At 57.4% G+C, this 21,931-nt stretch carries 21 protein-coding genes and 1 pseudogene; 14 read left to right on the top strand and 8 right to left on the bottom strand.

Annotated elements, in window-relative coordinates:
- Nucleotides 1-35 precede the first annotated feature (35 nt).
- From atpB to ACQ4V8_RS14395, 8 genes are all read left to right on the top strand, one after another.
- Nucleotides 36-845, top strand: a complete 810-nt coding sequence (gene atpB, locus ACQ4V8_RS14430) for a F0F1 ATP synthase subunit A (RefSeq protein WP_010393792.1) — start codon at nt 36-38, stop codon at nt 843-845.
- Nucleotides 846-907: 62 nt separating this feature from the next.
- Nucleotides 908-1,189: a F0F1 ATP synthase subunit C gene (atpE, locus tag ACQ4V8_RS14425; RefSeq protein WP_010393790.1), complete on the top strand. Its 282-nt coding sequence runs from the start codon at nt 908-910 to the stop codon at nt 1,187-1,189.
- Between the two features lie 43 nt (nt 1,190-1,232).
- Complete coding sequence (locus ACQ4V8_RS14420) at nt 1,233-1,703, top strand: F0F1 ATP synthase subunit B (protein ID WP_010393788.1); 471 nt, start codon at nt 1,233-1,235, stop codon at nt 1,701-1,703.
- Nucleotides 1,704-1,705: 2 nt separating this feature from the next.
- Nucleotides 1,706-2,251, top strand: a complete 546-nt coding sequence (locus ACQ4V8_RS14415; protein WP_010393786.1) for a F0F1 ATP synthase subunit delta — start codon at nt 1,706-1,708, stop codon at nt 2,249-2,251.
- Nucleotides 2,252-2,329: 78 nt separating this feature from the next.
- Entirely contained in the window at nt 2,330-3,871 is a 1,542-nt protein-coding gene (gene atpA / locus ACQ4V8_RS14410; protein WP_010393784.1) for a F0F1 ATP synthase subunit alpha, read from the top strand.
- A gap of 62 nt (nt 3,872-3,933) precedes the next feature.
- On the top strand, nt 3,934-4,809 hold the full coding sequence (gene atpG / locus ACQ4V8_RS14405; protein WP_070346001.1) for a F0F1 ATP synthase subunit gamma: 876 nt from the start codon (nt 3,934-3,936) through the stop codon (nt 4,807-4,809).
- A gap of 29 nt (nt 4,810-4,838) precedes the next feature.
- Entirely contained in the window at nt 4,839-6,239 is a 1,401-nt protein-coding gene (gene atpD / locus ACQ4V8_RS14400) for a F0F1 ATP synthase subunit beta (RefSeq protein ID WP_010393778.1), read from the top strand.
- 62 nt (nt 6,240-6,301) lie between these two features.
- A complete protein-coding gene (locus ACQ4V8_RS14395) occupies nt 6,302-6,721 on the top strand; it encodes a F0F1 ATP synthase subunit epsilon (RefSeq protein WP_010393776.1) in 420 nt (139 codons plus the stop codon).
- Between the two features lie 89 nt (nt 6,722-6,810).
- Here ACQ4V8_RS14395 and rsgA read toward each other — a convergent pair whose 3' ends face one another.
- From rsgA to ACQ4V8_RS14360, 7 genes are all read right to left on the bottom strand, one after another.
- Nucleotides 6,811-7,875 carry a ribosome small subunit-dependent GTPase A gene (rsgA, locus tag ACQ4V8_RS14390; protein WP_436571713.1) on the bottom strand — a complete coding sequence of 355 codons (1,065 nt, stop codon included), beginning with the start codon at nt 7,873-7,875 and terminating at the stop codon, nt 6,811-6,813.
- 276 nt (nt 7,876-8,151) lie between these two features.
- Complete coding sequence (locus ACQ4V8_RS14385) at nt 8,152-8,817, bottom strand: hypothetical protein (protein ID WP_436571712.1); 666 nt, start codon at nt 8,815-8,817, stop codon at nt 8,152-8,154.
- Nucleotides 8,772-9,143 (bottom strand): adenosylmethionine decarboxylase, encoded by a 372-nt coding sequence (gene speD / locus ACQ4V8_RS14380; RefSeq protein ID WP_010393772.1) that lies wholly within the window; start codon nt 9,141-9,143, stop codon nt 8,772-8,774. The genes ACQ4V8_RS14385 and speD overlap by 46 nt, the downstream gene beginning before the upstream one ends.
- A gap of 2 nt (nt 9,144-9,145) precedes the next feature.
- Entirely contained in the window at nt 9,146-9,331 is a 186-nt protein-coding gene (locus ACQ4V8_RS14375) for a hypothetical protein (protein ID WP_010393770.1), read from the bottom strand.
- Nucleotides 9,328-10,791 (bottom strand): DUF4178 domain-containing protein, encoded by a 1,464-nt coding sequence (locus tag ACQ4V8_RS14370; protein WP_436571711.1) that lies wholly within the window; start codon nt 10,789-10,791, stop codon nt 9,328-9,330. Before ACQ4V8_RS14370 ends, ACQ4V8_RS14375 begins: the two co-directional genes overlap by 4 nt.
- Nucleotides 10,792-10,812: 21 nt before the next feature.
- Complete coding sequence (locus tag ACQ4V8_RS14365; protein ID WP_010393767.1) at nt 10,813-11,853, bottom strand: SPFH domain-containing protein; 1,041 nt, start codon at nt 11,851-11,853, stop codon at nt 10,813-10,815.
- Between the two features lie 31 nt (nt 11,854-11,884).
- A complete protein-coding gene (locus ACQ4V8_RS14360) occupies nt 11,885-12,271 on the bottom strand; it encodes a DUF350 domain-containing protein (protein WP_010393765.1) in 387 nt (128 codons plus the stop codon).
- 58 nt (nt 12,272-12,329) lie between these two features.
- Here ACQ4V8_RS14360 and ACQ4V8_RS14355 point away from each other — a divergent pair, with 58 nt between their 5' ends.
- Together ACQ4V8_RS14355 and ACQ4V8_RS14350 are read left to right on the top strand one after the other, a co-directional pair.
- Nucleotides 12,330-13,841, top strand: coding sequence for a polyamine aminopropyltransferase (locus ACQ4V8_RS14355; protein WP_436571710.1), 1,512 nt, complete (start codon nt 12,330-12,332; stop codon nt 13,839-13,841).
- Entirely contained in the window at nt 13,841-15,472 is a 1,632-nt protein-coding gene (locus ACQ4V8_RS14350; RefSeq protein ID WP_436571709.1) for an NAD(P)-binding protein, read from the top strand. Before ACQ4V8_RS14355 ends, ACQ4V8_RS14350 begins: the two co-directional genes overlap by 1 nt.
- Nucleotides 15,473-15,762: 290 nt before the next feature.
- On the opposite strand, the pseudogene ACQ4V8_RS14345 reads toward ACQ4V8_RS14350, so the two are convergent.
- Nucleotides 15,763-16,723: pseudogene (locus tag ACQ4V8_RS14345) on the bottom strand (IS5 family transposase).
- An 86-nt stretch (nt 16,724-16,809) separates the two neighbouring features.
- On the opposite strand from ACQ4V8_RS14345, the gene ACQ4V8_RS14340 reads away from it, so the two are divergent.
- From ACQ4V8_RS14340 to ACQ4V8_RS14325, 4 genes are all read left to right on the top strand, one after another.
- Complete coding sequence (locus ACQ4V8_RS14340; protein ID WP_128089125.1) at nt 16,810-17,106, top strand: hypothetical protein; 297 nt, start codon at nt 16,810-16,812, stop codon at nt 17,104-17,106.
- 71 nt (nt 17,107-17,177) lie between these two features.
- Nucleotides 17,178-17,684: a hypothetical protein gene (locus ACQ4V8_RS14335; RefSeq protein ID WP_128089126.1), complete on the top strand. Its 507-nt coding sequence runs from the start codon at nt 17,178-17,180 to the stop codon at nt 17,682-17,684.
- Nucleotides 17,685-18,199: 515 nt separating this feature from the next.
- Nucleotides 18,200-19,486 (top strand): HlyD family secretion protein, encoded by a 1,287-nt coding sequence (locus tag ACQ4V8_RS14330; protein ID WP_436571708.1) that lies wholly within the window; start codon nt 18,200-18,202, stop codon nt 19,484-19,486.
- Between the two features lie 57 nt (nt 19,487-19,543).
- A complete protein-coding gene (locus ACQ4V8_RS14325) occupies nt 19,544-21,676 on the top strand; it encodes a peptidase domain-containing ABC transporter (RefSeq protein WP_436571707.1) in 2,133 nt (710 codons plus the stop codon).
- Nucleotides 21,677-21,931 lie beyond the last annotated feature (255 nt).

The raw sequence follows: 21,931 nt of genomic DNA, 5'->3' as shown, positions 1-21,931 counted from the left end.
CTGTTGTGCTCTGAAACGACAAATCTAAATTCATTATGACCACAGAACACGCTATTGAAGCGGGCCATGCTGCCCCGGCCAACGCCACAGAATACATCAGTCACCATTTGACCCACTTGAAAAGTGCCACTGGCACCTTCAATCTGGACACCTTCTGGATTTCTGCCTTTCTGGGCTTTGTTTTCCTTGCCGTTTTCTATATGGCTTCGCGCCGCGCGACGGCCGGTGTTCCCGGCAAGCTGCAGAACTTCGTCGAAATGATCATGGAAATGGTCAATGAAACCATTAATGGGGCCTTTCACGCAAAAAGCAAGATCATCGCACCGCTGGCCATCACGATTTTCGTGTGGGTCTGGCTGATGAACGCGATGGACTTCTTGCCAGTTGACTTGCTGCCGATGATTTTGAGCTGGTTTGGCGTATATAACCTGCGCGTGGTGCCAACCGCCGACGTGAACCATACTTTTGGCATGTCGTTGTCGGTGGTTCTGTGTATTATCGCGTTTTCCGTCAAGGCCAAGGGCCTGGGCGGCTGGATCAAGGAATTGTTCACCGCGCCGTTCCACGCAAGCGGCATCATCGGCACGATCTTGTTGGCACCAATTAATTTCTTGCTGCAAATGGTTGAGTTGGTTGCGAAACTGATCTCCCTGTCGCTGCGACTGTTCGGCAATATGTATGCCGGCGAACTGATTTTCATCTTGATCGCGTTGTTGCCTTGGTGGGCACAGTGGGCGTTGGGTGGTCCATGGGCAATTTTCCATATCTTGATTGTAACTTTGCAAGCTTTTGTGTTTATGGCGTTGACGGTTGTGTATCTGAGCCTTGCGGTTGAGAAGCATTAATCAGCAACTTTATATTTTGTTTTTTTGTTAGTACCTTTCGTTTTTAAATTTAGGAGAATTTTATGCAAGCTCTGATCGCACAAGTACAAAGCATGACCGTTCTGGCAGCAGCAATCATCATCGGCCTGGCCGCAATCGGTACCGCTTTGGGCTTCGCTATCTTGGGTGGTAAATTCCTGGAAGCTTCGGCACGTCAACCAGAACTGATGCCACAACTGCAAACCAAACTGTTCGTTATCGCTGGTCTGCTGGATGCTATCTCGATGATCGGCGTTGGTATCGCTCTGCTGTACACGTTCGCTAACCCGTTCCTGGCTCCATTGATGGCTGCTGTTGCTCAGTAATTCGCTCCAATCCTAGGAGAAACTTTTAGTCAGGAGCAAAGGTATGGACATCAATATGTCGCTCATCGGCCAGATGATCACCTTCGCGGTGTTGGTCTGGGTCTCGATGAAGTTCGTATTTCCAGCGCTGAACAGTGCGCTGGATGAGCGTGCCAAACGAATCGCGGATGGATTGGCTGCGGCCGATCAAGGTCAAGCTTCGATGGCTGTCGCTGAAAAGCGTGCGCAAGAGGCATTGAACAGTGCACGTGAAGAAGCGTCGCAACGCGTTGCGGACGCTGAAAAGCGCGCGCAGCTGGTTGCTGAAGAGATCAAGCAAAATGCACAAGCTGAAGCTGCGCGTATCATTGCGCAAGCCCAGTCGGACGCCGAACAGCAACTGTCGAAAGCACGCGAACAATTGCGCGCTCAGGTGGCTGACCTGGCTGTCAAGGGTGCCGAGCAGATCTTGAAGCGTGAAGTCAACGCTACGGCTCACGCCGAAATGTTGCAGCGTCTTGCTGTCGAGCTGTAATCATGGCAGAACTCGCAACCGTCGCCCGTCCCTACGCGGAAGCTTTGTTCCGCGTAGCCCAAGCTGGTAAGGAGTCAAGCAACCTCGCGGCGTGGTCCGAACTGGTGTCCGAACTGGCACAGATCGGTAGCCACCCCGAGGTACAGGCGTACGCGCGCAATCCGAAAGTTTCGGAAAGCGACGTCGCCGCCACCATCCTGTCGTTGTTGAAATCGCCGCTCAATGAGGAAGTGAAAAACTTCGTCACGTTGTTGATCGAAAATGGCCGCATCAGCCTGCTGCCGGAAATCGGCGCGCAATTCCACACCTTGAAAAACGGTCTGGAAGGTGCGGCTGACGCCGAGATCACGAGCGCTTTCGATCTGAGCGAAGGCCAAACGGCCGAGCTGGTCGCAACGCTGGAAAAGAAATTCAGTCGTAAGCTCAACCCTGCCGTCACAGTGGATCCATCGCTGCTCGGCGGCGTGCGCGTGGTTGTTGGCGACCAAGTGCTCGACACCTCGGTGCGCGCCAAGCTGCAGCAACTGCATGCTGCATTGGTGTCGTAAGACACGCGCTTCGGCAGGCCAGCTTAGACAGACCCTTACCCCTCGCGCAAGCTGAGAGAAACACTTTTAGGAGTTAGTATGCAACTCAACCCATCTGAAATCAGCGAGTTGATCAAGAGCCGGATCCAAGGTCTTGACGGCGGCGCTGAAGTGCGTAATCAAGGCACGGTTATTTCCGTCGCCGACGGTATCTGCCGCATCCACGGTTTGTCGGACGTGATGCAAGGCGAGATGCTGGAATTCCCAGGCAACACGTTTGGCCTGGCAATGAATCTGGAACGCGACTCCGTCGGTTCCGTGATTCTGGGTGCCTATGAGCACATCTCCGAAGGCGACACGGTGAAATGCACCGGCCGCATTCTGGAAGTGCCAGTCGGTCCTGAACTGCTCGGCCGCGTTGTTAACGCGCTGGGTCAGCCAATCGACGGCAAAGGCGCCATCGAGACCAAATTGACGGCCGCGATTGAAAAAATCGCACCGGGCGTGATCGCTCGTGAGTCCGTGTCGCAACCTATGCAAACCGGCCTGAAGTCGATCGATGCGATGGTTCCAGTTGGTCGCGGCCAGCGCGAACTGATCATCGGCGACCGTCAAACCGGTAAGTCGGCTGTGGCGATTGATGCGATCATCAATCAAAAAGGCCAGGGCATGAAATGTATCTACGTCGCGATTGGCCAAAAAGCCTCGTCGATCAAGAACATCGTGCGCTCGCTGGAACAGCACGGCGCGATGGAATACACCATCGTTGTCGCCGCTTCCGCTTCGGAATCGGCCGCCATGCAATACATTTCGCCGTACTCCGGTTGCGCCATGGGCGAATACTTCCGTGACCGCGGTGAAGATGCACTGATCGTCTATGATGATCTGTCCAAACAAGCTGTTGCATACCGTCAAATCTCGCTGCTGCTGCGCCGTCCACCAGGTCGCGAAGCGTACCCAGGCGACGTGTTCTACCTGCACAGCCGCCTGCTGGAACGCGCAGCACGCGTGAACGCCGACTATGTCGAGAAGTTCACCAACGGCGCCGTTAAAGGCAAGACCGGTTCCCTGACGGCACTGCCGATCATTGAAACGCAAGCTGGCGACGTGTCCGCATTCGTTCCAACCAACGTCATTTCGATCACCGACGGTCAGATCTTCCTGGAAACGTCGCTGTTCAACGCCGGTATCCGTCCTGCAATTAACGCCGGTATTTCCGTATCGCGCGTCGGTGGTGCCGCCCAGACCAAGGTCATCAAAAACCTGTCCGGCGGTATCCGTACCGACTTGGCGCAGTACCGTGAACTGGCCGCGTTTGCGCAGTTCGCTTCGGACCTCGATGAATCGACCCGCAAGCAGCTGGACCGTGGTGCCCGCGTAACGGAATTGCTCAAGCAAGCCCAATACTCGCCACTGTCGATCTCGCTGATGGCCGTATCGCTGTTCTCGGTGAACAAAGGCTTCATGGACGACGTGCCAGTCAAGCAAGTGCTGTCGTTCGAAGCTGGTGTCCACGCTTACATGAAGACCAAGCAAGCTGCTCTGCTGGCCAAGATCGAAGAAACCAAGCAACTCGACAAAGACAGCGAAGCAACTCTGTCGGCGGCCATTGCTGATTTCAAGAAATCCGGCGCATATTAAGCGGCCAGGCGGCGCCCACCTCGAGTGAGGCGCCGCCCTACGCGCAGAAGGAGTAAGGACTCATGGCATCAAGCAAAGAGATACGAGGCAAGATCAAGAGCGTAGAGAATACGAAGAAGATCACCAAGGCGATGGAAATGGTCGCCGCGTCCAAAATGCGCAAGGCGCAAGACCGGATGCGGGCCGCCCGTCCCTATAGTGACAAGATTCGCAATATCGCCGCCAATCTGGCGACCGCCAATCCAGAATACACGCACCCGTTCCTGGCAGCTGCCCAGGCTACGCAAGCGAAGGCAGTAGGTTTCATCGTTGTCACGACCGACAAGGGTCTGTGCGGCGGCATGAACACCAACATCCTGCGTCAGGTGACGAGCAAGTCGCGCGAGCTGGAAGCAGCTGGCAACCGGATTGAAGCAGTCGCCATCGGTAACAAGGGTTTGGGTTTTTTGAATCGCATCGGCGTCAAGATTATCGCGCACGCCATTCAAACCGGTGATACGCCCCACCTGGACAAATTGATCGGACCCGTCAAGGTCATGCTCGAAGAGTTCCAGGCAGGCAAGATCGATGCAGTGTACCTGTGCTACACCAAATTCATCAATACGATGAAACAGGAACCAGTCGTGGAGCAATTGCTGCCCCTGACGGCCGACAAGATGGTCGCTGACAAGAGCGCCCACACGTGGGATTACATCTACGAGCCCGATGCGCAAAGCGTGATCGACGAATTGCTGGAGCGCTATGTAGAAGCGCTGGTGTACCAGGCAGTCGCGGAGAATCTGGCGTCCGAGCAATCGGCACGGATGGTCGCGATGAAGGCTGCAAGCGACAACGCGGGTAGTGTGATCGGCGAATTGAAGCTGATCTACAACAAGACCCGTCAAGCTGCGATTACCAAAGAACTCTCCGAAATCGTCGCCGGTGCGGCTGCGGTTTAAACGAATTTAACTATATTGAAGGAACGAACATGGCTGATGGCAAAATCGTTCAGTGTATCGGCGCTGTGGTGGACGTTGAGTTTCCCCGCAACGCGATGCCTAAGGTATTTGATGCCTTGAAGATGGCAGGCTCGGAACTGACCCTGGAAGTACAACAGCAGTTGGGCGACGGCATTGTCCGTACCATTGCACTCGGCTCGTCCGATGGCTTGCGTCGCGGCATGATGATTCAAAATACCGGCAAACCTATCATGGTGCCAGTCGGTAAAGCAACCCTGGGTCGCATCATGGACGTGCTGGGTAACCCGATCGACGAATGCGGCCCAGTGTCGCACGAACAAGTCGCGTCGATCCACCGCACCGCTCCTGCATACGACGAACTGTCGCCATCGCAAGAACTGCTGGAAACCGGCATCAAGGTGATCGACCTGGTTTGCCCGTTTGCAAAAGGCGGTAAAGTTGGTCTGTTCGGCGGCGCTGGTGTAGGCAAGACCGTCAACATGATGGAACTGATTAACAACATCGCTAAAGCGCACAGCGGCGTGTCCGTGTTCGCCGGTGTTGGTGAGCGTACGCGTGAAGGTAACGACTTCTACCACGAGATGGCTGACGCGAAAGTGGTCGATCTGGAAAATCCAGAGAACTCCAAAGTTGCGATGGTCTACGGTCAGATGAATGAACCGCCAGGTAACCGTCTGCGCGTTGCGCTGACCGGCCTGACGATCGCTGAATCGTTCCGTGATGAAGGCAAGGACGTTCTGTTCTTCGTCGACAACATCTACCGCTTCACGCTGGCCGGTACCGAAGTATCGGCACTGCTCGGTCGTATGCCATCGGCTGTGGGTTACCAACCAACCCTGGCTGAAGAAATGGGCCGTCTGCAAGAGCGTATTACGTCGACCAAGACCGGTTCGATCACCTCGATCCAGGCCGTCTACGTTCCTGCCGATGATTACACCGATCCATCGCCTGCTACCACGTTTGCTCACTTGGATTCGACCGTTGCGCTGTCGCGTGACATCGCTTCCCTGGGTATCTACCCAGCCGTGGACCCACTCGATTCGACCTCGCGTCAGCTCGATCCGTTGATCGTTGGTCAAGAGCACTATGACACCGCGCGTGCCGTGCAAACGACCCTGCAACGCTACAAGGAATTGCGCGACATTATCGCGATTCTGGGCATGGACGAGCTGGCACCGGAAGACAAACTGCTGGTCGCCCGTGCACGTAAGATGCAGCGTTTCCTGTCGCAGCCTTTCCACGTCGCTGAAGTCTTTACCGGCGCGCCGGGTAAATACGTTTCGCTCAAAGACACGATCAAGGGCTTCAAAATGATCGCTTCGGGCGAACTCGATCACCTGCCGGAACAAGCGTTCTACATGGTCGGCACGATCGAAGAAGCAATCGAAAAAGCCAAGAAACTTAACTAAGTTAAGTCTGGGCCTAACCCCGCCCCTTACAAGGCGGGGTTCTTCAACCCGATAGGACACACATGGCACACACAATTCACGTTGACGTGGTTTCCGCTGAAGAACTGATTTTTTCAGGCGAAGCAGAATTCGTCGCGTTGCCGGGTGAACAGGGCGAGCTGGGTATCTACCCACGCCACACGCCTTTGATTACCCGCATCCGTCCGGGCGCCGTGCGCATCAAGGTAGTCGGCCAGGCTGAAGAAGAATTCGTCTTCGTTGCTGGCGGTCTGCTGGAAGTGCAACCGGGCACCGTGACCGTCCTGGCCGATACCGCGATCCGCGGTCACGACCTGGATGAAGCGAAAGCGCTGGAAGCGAAGAAGTTGGCGGAAGAAAATATCCACAACAAGGATTCGGGCATCGACTACGCGCAAGCGCAAGCCGAGCTGGCCAGCGCAATTGCGCAGCTGGCAGCGATCCAGAAGCTGCGCAAGCATTAATTCGCTAGCAAGCAGCAGAAAAAAAGGCAGCCTTCGGGCTGCCTTTTTTTTATGCAAAACTAACTACAGTAAAACTAACTTTAGTAAAGTTAACGGCACTTGTCCTTTTCTCGTTTCAGCCCCGCCTTCAATATTGTCTTCCATTTGGCGCGCGTGGCAATGCGCTCGAGCGGTGTTTCTTCGCTGCGGCGCGCGTCGCGCAGCAGCTTGTGATAATTGCGCAGGCGATCCGAATCGACGGCGCCGCGCACGGCGCAACCGGGTTCGCTGGCATGCCGGCAATCGCGGAACTGACAGCTGGTCTCCAGTTGTGCAATGTCGTCAAACGTGGCTGCCAGGGTCTGCGCATCGGCATCGGCCTGCCAGCTGCGCAAGCCCGGCGTGTCGATGATGCAGGCGCCACTGCTACATAGGTGCAAGGAACGCGCCGTCGTCGTATGCCGGCCACGGCCGTCGCCGTGACGCACGCCATTAGTCGTTTGATCCGCCGCGCACAGTGTATTGGTCAGGCTGGACTTGCCGGCGCCCGACGAACCGAGCAAGACCAGGGTCTGGCCGCTGCCCAGCCAGGGCTCCAGGATGGCCACGTCATACGCATGGCGTGTATCGACGGCAAACAGCGGTACATGCTGTGGCAGGCGCTGCTTCAGCAGCGCCAGTTTGCCGCCTACGTCGTCGGCCACATCGGCTTTGCTCAGCACCACAACAGGGCTAACCTGGCTCGCCAACACGATGGCCAGATAGCGTTCCAGACGCCGAGGGTTGAAGTCCCTGTCCAGCCCCATCACCAGCAGGGCTGTATCGACATTGCTGGCAAGTAGCTGGCGCCGGCCACTATTGTCGCGCCGCGCAATTTGCGTGAGCGGGGATAAGCTCGCACTTATCCACAGCCTGTCGTGAGGATCGTGTTCAGCAGCGACCCAGTCGCCAACTGTGAGAATGTTATCGCGCGCCAGCAGCTCGTGCAGCAGACGCGGCAGGATGTGAGCCGTGTGTTCCAGGATGCCGTCGTGCACGAGGATGCTGTCGCGGTGGATGGCGCTTACGCGCATCAGCTGCGCGGTAGGTGACATGGTGTTGAGTTGGGTGGCTGCGCCGGCGATGGCCTGCTGCAGCCCGATAAGGCGTAGTTGCGCAAAATCGAATGCGATCATGGTAGCGTGATTCCAAATTCTGTCGTCCGCGTGCGGACTTGAAGCCTGCGCGTGCAGGCACTGCCAGTCGCGATGACTGGCACGAAAGAAGGGGAATGTCGGCTACGCGATCACGCGTATGAAGAAAAACCTGGCCGAGCCAGGTTCAGGGCAAGACAGTGATCAGGCAGCCGACAGCACGGCAGTATCCGAATGGCGCATGTTGTCTACTCCTGTTATGTGATGTGAAAAGCCAGTGTGCCAGCGACATGCGCTGGCGTCAATAGACGGCGTGGCTCAGCTGCACATGCCATAGGCGCTACGTTCGGGAAAATAGCGGTACGTAAACGTGCGCACCGGATAGCGCTTGCCGGCGACGAGCATGTCGGGCATCGATAAATCAAAACGCTGCGGCAACTGGCGCGGCAGTTGCAGGCGCAGCCGCCACTGGGTTTCCTTGCTGTTGCCGACGGCGGCAAACATGATAGGCAGCTTTTCGATGACGTCGACTATCTCTGCCTTCCGGTTCATGCCGCGCTGGTAAATGGTCAGCACCTTGGCCTCGCCGAATGGTGGCTTGTGTGGTTCTTCGAGCAGGAAGGACAGGCGCGTGAAGCTCGCTTGCGTGCCGACGGGCAAGGTGAAGATCAGCGCCAGTTCCGTGCCGCCTTCCTTCAGCGTGACGGGCGGCGTGGCATACACGCTGATGCCGCGCGGCAGCTCGAAACGCGAACCTTCCGTCCATGTCTTGCACTCTGGCGTGGTGGCCTGGTACAGGCTGGGCGCCGTGTAGTCATCGCAGGCGGTGACGAGCAGTAGGAGTGGCAGCAGGGACAGGGTGGAGCGGCGCATGGCAGGCAGTGGTTGGGGAAATGAGCCGACAGTGTAAGCGATCGCCTTGTGATCCACCAGCGGCGCTACGCATGCTCGGGCGGGGCGCGCCGCACGGATTGCAACTGGCATTGCGTCGCCTGCAAGGCGTCCTTGATGAGGTCGAGCGCCACTTGCGGCCGCGCCGCGCCGCACATAAAGATATCTACGGCGGCAAAGCTGCATTCCGGCCAAGTGTGGATGGAGATGTGCGACTCGGCCAGCAGCACCACGCCAGTGATGCCCTGGCCCGCGCCAAAGCTGTGGAAATGGCTGTGCAGTACCTGCGCGCCGGCCGCAACGGCCGCCTCGCGCAACAGGCGTTCGAGCGCTACGCTATCGCGCAGGCGTTTTGCTGCGATGCCCGATAAGTCGGCCAGCAAATGGGTGCCCAGGGGCAGATGCGGTGACTCTGCCATGCTTATTTGTGGCTGCCGCCGCTGGAACCGCCGCCGTAGCTGCCGCCGCCGCTACCCGTGCGCGAACTCCAGCTGCTGCCACCGCTGCCACCGCTGCCTCCACTGCCGGCCACCTTGAACATGCGCACCCAATTGGCGGTGGTGACGGAAAACGTCACCATCAAGGCATAGATCATGTATTTACTCATGGAGTATTCTTTGCGTTTTTATCGAGAAAAAGGGCTGGCAGGAAGAGTGCCAGGCAGCCCAGCAAACTCCACATCAAGGTGCTGGAGAACGAGACGAACATCGGGATCGCATTCAATACCAGCACGATGACGATGAAGACCTTGGCGATGCCACAATGGCTCAGTTGAATATTTTGTTTCTTTGGAGCGCCATGGAAGGCGGCGCCGAACCAGGCGGCCATCTGGTCATAGGCGACGGGCACGGAGCGCGACCAGGTCATTTCCTCGCCGCTGATTTCGGCCGCCAGCTTGGTCTGTCCCTGTTCGAATTCAAATACGCGCGTGCTGTCGCCGACGGCTACCTGCCAGTTGAAGGCGCCCGCCGCATACACCACCTGTGAGCCGTAGTCATATAGCTTGGCATAGGTGGCACCATCGAGCGTGCAGCGCTCGGCATCCATGGATGGCCAAGTGGGCCAGTTCGGCAGCACGTTCGATCGCGACCAGCCATCGTTCGTTTCCACCAGCCAGAAGAAGCCGGCGCGCGCGTTGTACAGCAGGTATTCATTCCATTCGCTGCCTTCATCGTCGGCGCGGCGCATCATGCCGATGACCGTGAAATCGACATTGCTGATCTTCGCGCTGGCGCCCAGCTCCAGCGTGATGTCAGCGTTGTCGTGCACCTGCTTGCCGATGGCCAGCACCTGCGCTTCCGGACCGCTGGCATCAAGCTGCGCCTGGCAGGCAGGGCATACCAGCTGCGCCGCCGCACCGGGCACATATTGGATGCCGCTGCCGCAGGATGGGCAGTCGAGGGTATCGAGCTTGCCACGGTACTTGCCGGCGCTCCTGGCGATGGCGTCGTCGTCGCGCAGCAGCTGGCATTGCAAGCCATCCAGGGTGACAGCGACGCCTTGGTAGACGACCGCTTGCGGGCCATCCGTGTAGTCGAGCGTGACAAAGCTGGCGTAGTTGCGCAAGTCTGCCACCTGGATGCGCCAACCGGCACCCACCTTGAACGGCAATTCACCCTGGCCGGCAATGCATTCGGCATTGCGGATCTCGGCCGCCGTGTACGGCTCGCCGCAAATGGTGTAGCGCTTGCCTGGCGCCAGCTCGCCAAAGGCGGGTAGGGCATCCTGCGTCGGGCGCACACGCGTCAGGGTGTACAGGCCGGACGAGTCGCCCAGCCAGGCCGTGCTGGCATCGTCGAACAGCACATACCACTCGTTCCACGTGCCGGCGCTGTAGCGCTGCTGGATACGCCCGACGACCGTGAAGTGGACGCCATCGTGCACGCCGGCCGTGCCGATCTGGATCGGCGTATAGTCTTCCAGGATAGCCGACATCTTGCCTGCGTCCCTGACGGAGTCGGCGTCCTTGAGGATGCTGCTGTGGCAGTACTCGCACACGGCGAGCACGGAAGCGTGCGAGCGGAAACGAACGTCCGCGCCGCAGCTGGGACAGGAAACAGTTTGCATGCAGTCGTATTTCGCTAATATTTAGCCGATCAGTTTTTTCAGTAGTTCAGCCTTGGCGCCGTCGTAGTCGGCTGGCGAAATGAGGCCCTTGTCGAGCAAGCCCTTGAGCTTTTCCAGGCGCGCCTCGATCGGTTCTTCCGCGGGGGCGGGTGGTGCCGCCGGAGCTGGTGCCGGGGCGGGCTGCTGCAAAGCGCCACCCATGCTTTGCGCCATCACCTGGCCGATCGACAGCCCGGCACCGAGACCTGCGCCAATGCCGGCCATGCCGCCTTCGTTTTGCGCCGCCAGCGGGATCGCATTGGCCACCTGGAATTTGGTGTAGCCGCTCATCTTGTCGGCGCCCAGGCCGCCCTTCATGCCGGCGGAAATGCGCTCATCGAGTGCCGTCTGCAATTGCTCGGGCAGGCTGATACTGGCCACGTTGAATTCATCGAGGCCCACGCCATAGCGGGCGAACGCCTGCGCCAGGCCATGTTTGACCTCTTGCGCCATCAGCGCCTGGTTGGCCGCCATGTCGAGGAAGGGGACGTTCGCGCCGCCCAAGGAACTGGCCATGCTCGACATCAAAATGCCGCGCAACTGATCTTCCACCTCGTCGCGCGTATAGACTTCGCGCGTGCCACTGATCTCGGTGAAAAAGGTGCGGGCATCGGCGATGCGGTACGAGTACATGCCGAAGGCGCGCACGCGGATCATGTCGAAGTCCTTGTCGCGGATGGTGATTGGCTGCGGCGTGCCCCATTTGCGGCCCGTCTGTACGCGGGTGCTGAAGTAATACACGTCCGACTTGAAGGGCGAATCGAACAGCTTGTCCCAGTTTTTCAGGTTGGTCAGCAGCGGTAAAGTCTGCGTTGTCAGTTTGTGCGTGCCAGGACCGAAGACGTCGGCGATCTTGCCTTCATTGACGAAGACGGCGACCTGCGATTCGCGCACATTCAGGATGGCGCCATTCTGGATTTCGAAGTCTTGCATGGGAAAACGCCATGCCAGCACGCCTTCTGTCTCTTCGTTCCACTGCAGTACGTCGATAAACTGCTTCTTGATAAAGCTGCCCAGGCTCATGATGGATGTCCTTGAATAAAATAATGCGGTGTCAGGAAATGCAGGCGGCGTTGATGGCGCCGATCGACAGGGAAATGGCGCCCAGCAGGCCGCCGAAGGCGCTGTTGTTCGATTCGATCTGATCCTTCGACATGCGCAGCAAGCGCGTGGTGACCAGATAGGCGAGCAACTGCACGACCATGGCGCCGAAGGCCCAGGCGAAGAATTGCTGGTAGTCGGCCGTGTGCATCAGGGACGAGGCGATGGTGGCGGAAAAGCCCAGCAGGGCGCCACCCAGTGATAGCGCCGCCGCTTGATTGCCCTGGCGGATCAGCAGCACTTCCTTATACGGCGTGACGCGCGTATAGATAATAAAAAAGGCAATCAACAGTCCGGCAGCCAGTATAAGATGGATCAGATAATTTAGGATGGCGGGCACGGCTTTCCTTGCAATGAGTATTTGATAACGTCAACGCATATTAGAACAAAAAAGTCCAATGAACAAAAAGATTCTGATCTTGTCCGTCTTCGTGGTCGCCTCTTGCGGCCTGGCGTATGAGCTGATCGCCGGCGCCATGTCCAGTTACCTGCTCGGCGATTCCATCCTGCAGTTTTCCACCATCATTGGCTGCTACCTGTTTGCCATGGGTGTTGGTGCTCACTTTTCAAAGTATGTGCAGGATGATGATGTGCTCTCGCGCTTCGTCGACATCGAACTGGCCGTGGGCCTGATCGGTGGCCTGTCGGCCGCCATCCTGTTCATGACATTTTCGTGGATGGCCGCGCCATTTCGCACCTTATTGTATGTGATGGTGTTCCTGATCGGCGCACTGGTTGGCATGGAAGTGCCGCTGGTGATGCGCGCCCTGAATTCGCGCCAGACGGAATTTTCTGAACTGGTCAGCCGCGTGCTCACCTTTGATTACCTGGGCGCGCTGGCTGTCTCGCTGTTGTTCCCGCTGGTGCTGTCGCCGTATCTGGGCCTGGTGCGCACGGGCTTCCTGTTCGGCATGCTCAACGTGGGCGTGGGGCTGTGGACGATTTATGTATTTCGCGCGGAGCTGAAGAACCTCACGGGTCGCTTCCTGCGCGCCTGCGCCGTGATGCTGCTGCTGATCGTCGGCTTTGCCATGTCGGACCGTATGGTGGCTTGGGGTGAACACGGCCTGTTCGGCGACCAGATTGTGTATTCCACCACCACGCCCTACCAGCGCCTGGTGATCACGCGCTGGAAAGACGATACGCGTTTGTACATCAACGGCAACCTGCAGTTTTCCTCGCGTGACGAGTACCGTTACCACGAGGCGCTGGTGCACCCCGTGCTGGAAGCCTTGCCGTGGGCGCGCCGCGTGCTGGTGCTGGGCGGCGGCGATGGCCTTGCGCTGCGCGAAATCCTCCGTTATCCACAGATCGAACACGTCACCGTGGTCGACCTCGACCCCGCCATGACGGCCGCGTTTACCACGCGCCCGGAGCTGGCAACGTTAAATAAGAGCGCGTTCTCGGACAAGCGTGTCAGCGTCGTCAATGCCGATGCCGCCGTCTGGCTGCGCAATAACGGCGCTATGTTTGACGCGGCCATCGTCGATTTCCCAGATCCATCCAGCTTCGCGCTCGGTAAACTGTATTCGGTGCCGTTCTACGACCTGGTGAAAAAGCACCTGGCGGCCAAGGGCTTGATGGTGGTGCAATCGACGTCACCGTTCTTTGCCCCGCACGCCTACTGGACCATCAATTCGACCCTGCGCGAAGTGGGCATGCGCACCTGGCCCTACCACGCTTACGTGCCCTCGTTTGGCGAATGGGGTTTTATTCTCGCTTCGCCTCAGCTCGACTACAAACCGCCCACCAGCTATCGCCTGCCCATGCGCTACCTGAATGCGGACACCACGCGCGAGATGTTCATCTTCCCGCCCGACATGCAGCCGCTGCCGATGGCGCCGAATCGCCTCAACACCCAGTCGCTCGTGCATGAATTCGAGCAGGACTGGAACCGGGTAATCCGCTGATGCAGCGCCGTTCCTTCATGTTGTGGGCTGCCGGCGGTACTGCGGCGGCAGCCGCCGGCATCGGCAGCATAGGCGCGTATCTGCGCTGGCAAGAAATCACGCCCAAGGTGCTGTATCCGGGCCGCAGCGAAGGACACTATATGCGCGACCTGCTGCGCGAGCGCAAGGCCTTGCCATCGCCCTCGGAAAGCGTCAGCACGGATGTTGCCATTCTTGGCTCCGGCATCGCGGGTTTGACGGCTGCATGGCGCCTGAACAAGCTTGGGAAGCAGGACTTCCTGATGATCGATGGGCCGCAGCCATATGGCAACGCGGCAGGCGGCCACTTCGGCGAACTGGCTTATCCGACCGGTGGTCATTATCTGCCGCTGCCCCCGCCCGAGTCCACGCATGTGCGCGAGATCCTGTTTGACCTCGGCATCATCGAGCGCAATCCGCAGGCGGAAAAGCCGACTTACGACGAGCGCTATATTTTGCACGCGCCCGAAGAGCGCTTGCTGTTCAACGGCCAGTGGCAGGACGGTTTCATTCCCACCGAAGGCGTCTCTGCCGAGGAGCTGGCGCAGCACGCACGCTTCTTTGCCGAGGTACGGCGTTTGCGTCAGGCGCGCGGCAACGATGGCAAACGCGTTTTTGTCTTTCCCACCGTGGAATCGTCGCGGGACCCGGCCTGGCAGGCGCTCGACGCCATCACCTTGAAGCAGTGGATGGAGCGCGAAGGCTATACATCGCCCACCCTGCACTGGTATCTGAATTACTGTTGCCGCGACGATTACGGTACGCGTTATGACCAGGTTTCGGCCTGGGCCGGCCTGCATTACTACTGCAGTCGCTGGGGACAGGCGGCGAATGCCGGCAATGGTGCCTGGCTGACTTGGCCGGGCGGCATGCAGCCCGTGGCCACAGCCATGGAGCAGGCGTCGGGCGTGCGACGCAAGGCGGGCACGGTGGTGTCCGTGCAGACGACTGACAAGGGCGTAGAAGCACTTTGCCTGGAACTGGTCGACGGCCAGCCGCGCACTTATCTGGTCAAGGCACGCAAGGCCATCTGCGCCATGCCACTGTATGTGGCGGCGCGCGTGGTGAACAACATCGCCGACTATGGCTTCGACGTCAAACGCGATACGCCCGCGTATGCGCCGTGGCTGGTGGCCAACTTTCTGCTTAAGCGCTTTCCCGACGAACTACCGCATGCGCCGCTATGTTGGGACAACGTGGTGTACCAGGAACCGGGCCTCGGCTATGTCGTCTCCACGCACCAGGATATCCGCGTGCGCCCGCCCGAGAAAACCGTTTTCAGCGCCTACGTGGCGCTGTCCGACCGCACGCCGCAGGAAGCCCGCAAGTGGCTCGATACGGCCAGCCCCGAGCAATTGCTGGCGCTGGCCAGCGTCGACCTGAAAACGGCGTATGGACGCGATTTTGCCAGCTGCGTCGAGCGCGTCGACATCACCGTGCGCGGCCACGCCATGGCTGCTCCCTTGCCGGGATTTCGCAGCAATGCGGGCCTGAAGGCGCTGCGCGAACACGATGGCGCCATCCTGTTCGCGCATGCCGATCTGTCGGGATTTTCCGTGTTCGAGGAAGCGGCGTGGTGGGGGGACAGGGCGGCGCGCTTGGCGACTGCATGACAGATTGAAAGCAGTACCGGATTCTTGCTCAAGGTGTCTGAGGAATACCCGATCAAGAGCGAGATACTGCTTCTCGGCTATGGCAGTCAGTTTATCAACCATCCTACCAGCAACCGCAGCGGCGTGCGTGCCAGTTTGACTCCCTCGCTGGCATAGATCATCGATTGGCGTTAGGGAAGTACTGATCAATTCGCTTTCGTAGCGACTTTGGTGTGCCAAATGGTCGACTGACTAGTTGCTCAAGCCCATTTCTCGCTCCATTCGACGCGATGTTTCGCGTCTTTCTGTCATCACGACGGACTACGGGATTCGGTGATCGTAAAGCGCCTGCCGACCAGCAGCAGATTGGCAAAGGCGAACAGCGTATAGAGCTGTGCGGTGTTCTTCGCCAGGCCTCGATAACACATTTTTTGATGACGAAACCGGTTCTTGACGACATGGGACGGATGCTCGACTTTCGCCCAGACGCTGGCCTTCAGATGCTCGAGCTTTTCCGTCAAGCGTCCCAGTTTATTGTTGGGCAGCGCCTTGCGTTTGGAGCGCTTCATGGCCACATGCCACACCACCGATTTGCCGATATTTTCAAGCCGCTTTTCTACGCCCTGGTAGCCGGCGTCGCCGAGCGCGGCGCTCTCGTCGCCGTACGGCAGCGCATGCGTCGAGTCGGCGACGTTTCCTTCCGTGCCGATGACGGTGTGCACCAGGCCCTAAGCGGCATCGACGCCGATGTGGGCCTTCATGCCGAAGTGCCAGTCATTGCCTTTCTTCGACGGGTGCATCTCTGGATCGCGCTTGCCGTCCTTGTTTTTGGTCGACGGCGGCGCGGCGATTAGCGTGGCGTCGACGATGGTGCCTTCGCGCATCATCATGTCCGTTGATCGTATCTAAGACCTTGCGCGTCAGCCCGTTGGCTTTAAGCAGGTGGCGGAACTTCAGCATGGTTGTTGCGTCCGGAGCCGACTCGCGGCCCAGATTGATGTCAACAAAGGAGCGAATGGATTGGCTGTCGTAGATCGCGTCTTCGATGCCTTCGTCAGACAAGCCGAATTATTGCTGGGCCACATACATGCGCAGCATGCGCGCCAGTCCGATCAGTGGCCGGCCGGCGCCTTCGACCTTCGGATAGAACGGCTCGATCAGTTTGTGCAGCCTGCCCCACGGCGTCACGCTGTCGATCTCGGGCAGGAAGCGGTCGCGCCTCGTCTGCTTCTTCCTGGCTGCGTATTCAAGATCGGAGAAGCGCTTTTGCATGATGGTTCCCGGGCGGTGAACGTATATGTGCACTATTTTCCTGACTTTGAGTGTTTGTCGGGAATTGTTTTGAAAATCCACATTACATGACTATTGTCAACTTCTTTATTTTATCCCGAAACATAATAAACCTACGTTCGGCTGTATGGCTTGAGCGTAGGTTACTTTTAAATTTAACTTTGGAGCTAAAAATGGAAATTTTGTCTATTTCTGAAATTGATCAGGTTTCTGGAGCTGGTTTGGCACAGGTACTTTCCTCCGCCGGCACTACCGCAGGCTTTGCTGCAATTGGGTTTTCGGTAGGTGGACCAATCGGCGGCGTTGCTGGTGCAATGTTTGGTGCAGGTGTTAGCTATGGATATTTCAAATATTTTATGAATTAATTTTTTAAAAATTGGTATGGCACTGCGAATTGCTGTGTTATGCCATAAAAATTCTAAATTTGGAGTTATGGATGAATAAATTTCAAGAGTCCAGAATGAAAAAAATCAGTAATAGTGTTACTGCTATTTTTTTTCCATTAGAAAAATGGCGCTATTTTTTTCTTTTTCAATCAAAAGCACAAGCGGTATCTTGGATTGTTACAGTGCTTGGTTGTATGGTCTTCATAACTTATTTACTTTCTTTAGATGGAGACGACAATATTCCCCTTGAAGGAGTATTGTTGGGGGCGGCGATAGGGGCTACTTTTTCTTTGATGGCTGTACTCCCAGCTAAATTCATGGTTAGAGACAACGGTTTGGGTATGCTTGATGAAATTGAAGTCCGTCTTTTAAGAATGAATTATGTTGAGGAAAAAAGGTTTAATAAAATAGTAGTATATCGGCAGAATTTACCAAGATTGCTTCGTTGGGAAGAGGGAAATATAAGGATAAGTGAGGAGGGAGATATTTTAGTCGTAAGTGGTGGATATGTTTCTTTGTGGAAACTTCGTAGAAGCCTCCTAAAGAAATATTTATAAATAAAAGGAAGATTTTGTTGCTAAAATTTATAAATTACGCCTAGACAGAATTGATCTTTCGGAGATAGTGTGGAGTAAGCTGGGGGAATATTTTTTCATATAGCAAAGAAGAGTGAATACATGGAATGTTTCGCGCTCGGCAAGATATAGAACATCCCAGAAAATTCATGATACACATTGAGAGTGAGATGTTGATTTAGTCCAGTTTAATTGGTGGACAGTATATTAGAATTATGCATGAGTAGCGGATTAAGTATAGCGTAGGGACTATTTTTATATGATATTTTATGAGTAAAATTAATGTAAATCATGGTTTTTTTATTTATAAAATAGGAATGATATGTTTTTAATCAATGTGCTTTGGGCTAATTAAGTACTATACTTAATAAAATTTAAATAGAAATATTTTCTTTGTGAGATGTTACTGTTTAATATTGATGTGTAAAATTAATTTTTGTGGAATTTATTTGGTATTTTTTAAAAGGTGGATTATTTTGAAAAATAAATTCGATGCCATGACGTTACGAGAAAATTTTGCCCCATCGGTACAGTCATTATTTCGCCAGCAGGCCATCGAATTTCTCAGCACTAAACAATACGGCACGGTGCTGCTGGCGCGGCCCGTCAGCCATCTGTTCCTGACCTGGCTGTTCCTCGCCATTGCGCTGTCCATCATCGCTTTCTTCATCTTCTTCAGCACCACGCGCAAGGCGCAATCGCAGGGCGTGCTGTTGCCGACCAGCGGCGTGATCCGCGTCATGCCGGGCCAGGCGGGCGTCATTGCCGGGGTGCGCGTCAAGGAAGGGCAGGCCGTGCGCGCGGGCGAGGTGCTGTTCGTGCTGTCGGGCGAGCGCAGCAGCACCAATGCGGGGGCGCCCCAGCAAGTCGTATCAAGCCTGCTGAAAAGCCGGCGCGACAGCTATGACGCGGAATTGCAGCAGTCGCGCCTGCAATCGCGCCAGCGCGTGGCGGCGGGCCAGCGCCGCGCCAGCGACCTGGCGGCGGAAATCGGTCGCATGGACGACCAGATCGCGCTGCAGCAGCGCCGCATTACCCTGGCGGAACAATCCTACCAGCGCTATGGCGACCTGCACGCCACCAATTACATTTCATCGGCACAACTACAGGATAAGCAGGCCGAACTGCTGGACCAGCATCAACGCCTGGCCGAACTCCAACGCATCAAGTCGGCCAGCCAGCGCGACCTGGCCACTACCGAAGCGGATGTGCGCGACTTGCAGGTGCAGGCGCAGCGCGATACGGAAGGCTTGCAGCGTAATGTCTCCGCCATCGAGCAAGACCTGACGGAGAACGAGGCGCGCCGCGAAATCCTGGTGCGCGCGGCGCAGGATGGCATGGTCACGGCCATTACCACGGAACTGGGCCAGACCGTGGCGGCCAACAGCGTGCTCGCCTCCGTGCTGCCGCAAGGCGCCCAACTGGAGGCGGAAATCTATGCGCCGTCGCGCTCGGTTGGCTTCATCATGCCGGGCATGACGGTGCTGCTGCGCTATCAGGCTTATCCATATCAAAAATTCGGTCAGTATCCGGCGCTGGTGCGCGAAGTGGCCAGCACCTCGCTGCGGCCCGAAGAGCTGTCAATGCCGAGCGCCGTCAGCGGTACCAGTGGCGAACCCTTGTACCGCATCCGCCTGACTCTGCAGCGCCAAAGCGTGCAGGCGTATGGCGAAACCTTGCCTTTGAAGTCAGGCATGCTGGTCGACGCCAGCGTACTGCTGGAGCGGCGGCGCCTGTATGAGTGGGTGCTCGAACCCCTATTCGGCATTTCTGGACGCTTGTAGTACGCCTGCACTGACACACCAGTATTGATTTCCCACAATATTTTACGTCTGCGCCTCATGCATTTTCCCGATCTCGCCCACCTGTCATTCTGGCGTAGCAAGCGCCTGCCCATCCTGCTGCAAACGGAAGCGGCCGAGTGCGGCCTGGCCTGTTTGTCCATGGTGGCCAGCTACTGGGGTCACCATACCGATATTTCCAGCATGCGCCGGCGCTTTTCCGTCTCCCTCAAGGGCGTCACATTAAAGGGCCTGATGGCGATGGCGCAAGGGCTTGCCCTACAGACGCGGCCGCTCAAACTCGACATGCAACATTTGCCCGAGCTGAAACTTCCCGCCGTCCTGCATTGGGACTTGAACCATTTTGTCGTGCTCAAGTCCGTCTCCGGCAGCCATGCGGTGATCCACGACCCGGCCGTCGGCGAACGGCGCTTGCCGTTGGCGGAAGTGGCGAAACACTTTACGGGTGTGGCGCTGGAGTTGACGCCCACCGCCGAATTCAAAAAGGCCGAGGAAAAACAGCAGTTTTCGCTGCTGTCGCTAATGGGGCGCGTGGTGGGCCTGAAGCGCGGCCTGCTGCAATTGCTGGTGCTGGGCCTGGCCTTGCAGGTATGCGCGCTGGTAGCGCCGTTCTACATGCAGTGGCTGGTCGACGAGGCGCTGCTGGCCGCCGACCGCGACCTGATCACGGTGCTTGGCTGCGGCTTCTTGTTGCTGGTGCTGGTGCAGACGGCCATCGGCGCCGTGCGTTCCTGGATCACCACCGTGCTGGCCACGAATTTGAATCTGCAATGGCTGGGCAATGCCTTTGCCCACTTACTGAAGTTGCCGTTACCATACTTCGAGAAGCGCCACACGGGCGACATCGTCTCGCGCTTCAATTCCATCCAGACCATGCAGCGCAGCCTGACGACGCAATTCGTCGAAGGCGCCATCGACGGCGTGCTGGTGCTGGCCACCCTGGGCATGATGCTGTTCTACAGCCCACTATTGGCGGGCGTGGCCTGTATCGCCGTGCTGTTGTATGTCTTGCTGCGCTGGGCCTTGTTCAATGCCATGCGCGAGGCGACGGCCGAACAGATCATCCACGCGGCAAAACAGCAGACGCATTTTCTCGAATCGGTGCGCGGCATCCAGAGCATCCGACTGTTCGGCCGCGCCGCGGAGCGCCGCGCCAGCTGGACCAACGCGCTGGCCGACCAGTTCAATGCCGACCTGCGCATCGCCAAACTGTCCGTGTCTTACCAGACGGCCAATACCCTGCTGTTCAGCGCCGAACGGGTGATCGTCATCTGGATGGCGGCGCTGGCCGTGCTGGACAACCGCTTTTCGGTGGGCATGCTGTTCGCCTTCATCAGCTACAAGGACCAGTTCAGCCAGCGCATGGCCAGCCTGATCGACAAACTCTTCGAGCTGCGCATGTTGCGCCTGCATGGCGAGAGGGTGGCAGACATCGTCCTGACCGACGCGGAAGTAGACGGCAGCGACGTCGAGGTCGATATGGACGATATTTCGCCATCGATCGAGATCCGCAACCTCACCTTCCGCTACGCCGCCAGCGAACCGAATGTATTGAGCGGCCTCAATTTGCACATTCCCGCTGGCCAGTGCATCGCCGTCACCGGCCCGTCCGGCTGCGGCAAGACGACCCTCATGAAGTTGCTGCTGGGCTTGCTGGAACCGACGGAAGGCGAAATCCTCATCGGCGGCATCAAATTGGGCAGCCTGGGCTTGACGAACTACCGGCAATTGCTGGGCACGGTCATGCAGGAAGACACGCTGTTTGCCGGCTCCATCGCCGACAACATCAGCTTCTTTGCCCCCTCCCCCAATTACCAGCAGGTGCAAGCCTGCGCGCACCTGGCCGCCGTGCATGCGGAGATCGCCGCCATGCCGATGGGTTTCAATACTCTGGTGGGCGACATCGGCAGCGGCCTGTCCGGCGGCCAGAAACAGCGCATCCTGCTAGCGCGTGCCCTGTACAGCAATCCGAAACTCTTGGTGCTCGATGAGGCAACTAGTCATCTGGACGTGTGGAATGAACAGGCAGTCAATGCGGCCATTCAAAAGATTCAGCTGACGCGCGTGATCGTAGCCCATCGGCCCGAAACGATTGCGATGGCACAACGAGTGGTAGTGCTGCAGCAGGGACATATCGTGCAAGATGTGGTGCAAGTAAAAGACGCCGCATAAAAAGAGGCTAGCGCAAGCGCAGTCCAGGGCCCCCGATTACTCGAACCGGCTTATTCGTGCTTGTGGAGCATATCGAAAAATCGGCCACCAGCAGCACCAGTGCCTTGATCACCTGCTGAAAACCGATGTCGAAGGCCGCCGATAAAGCAGGCTGCGATCACGTCCAGTTTGAAGTCGGCACCGGCTTTCGGCGTGGCTGTGCAGCCGACGGGCCCGCGTGTCAGGATCGCGCGTCCGAATTTGTGGCAAAGATGG

This window comes from Janthinobacterium paucivorans (genome assembly GCF_051380805.1).
In the GTDB taxonomy this organism is placed as follows: domain Bacteria; phylum Pseudomonadota; class Gammaproteobacteria; order Burkholderiales; family Burkholderiaceae_D; genus Janthinobacterium; species Janthinobacterium lividum_D.
The sequence above is the reverse complement of the archived record's forward strand: the minus strand, read 5'-3'. Positions and strand labels throughout refer to the sequence as shown.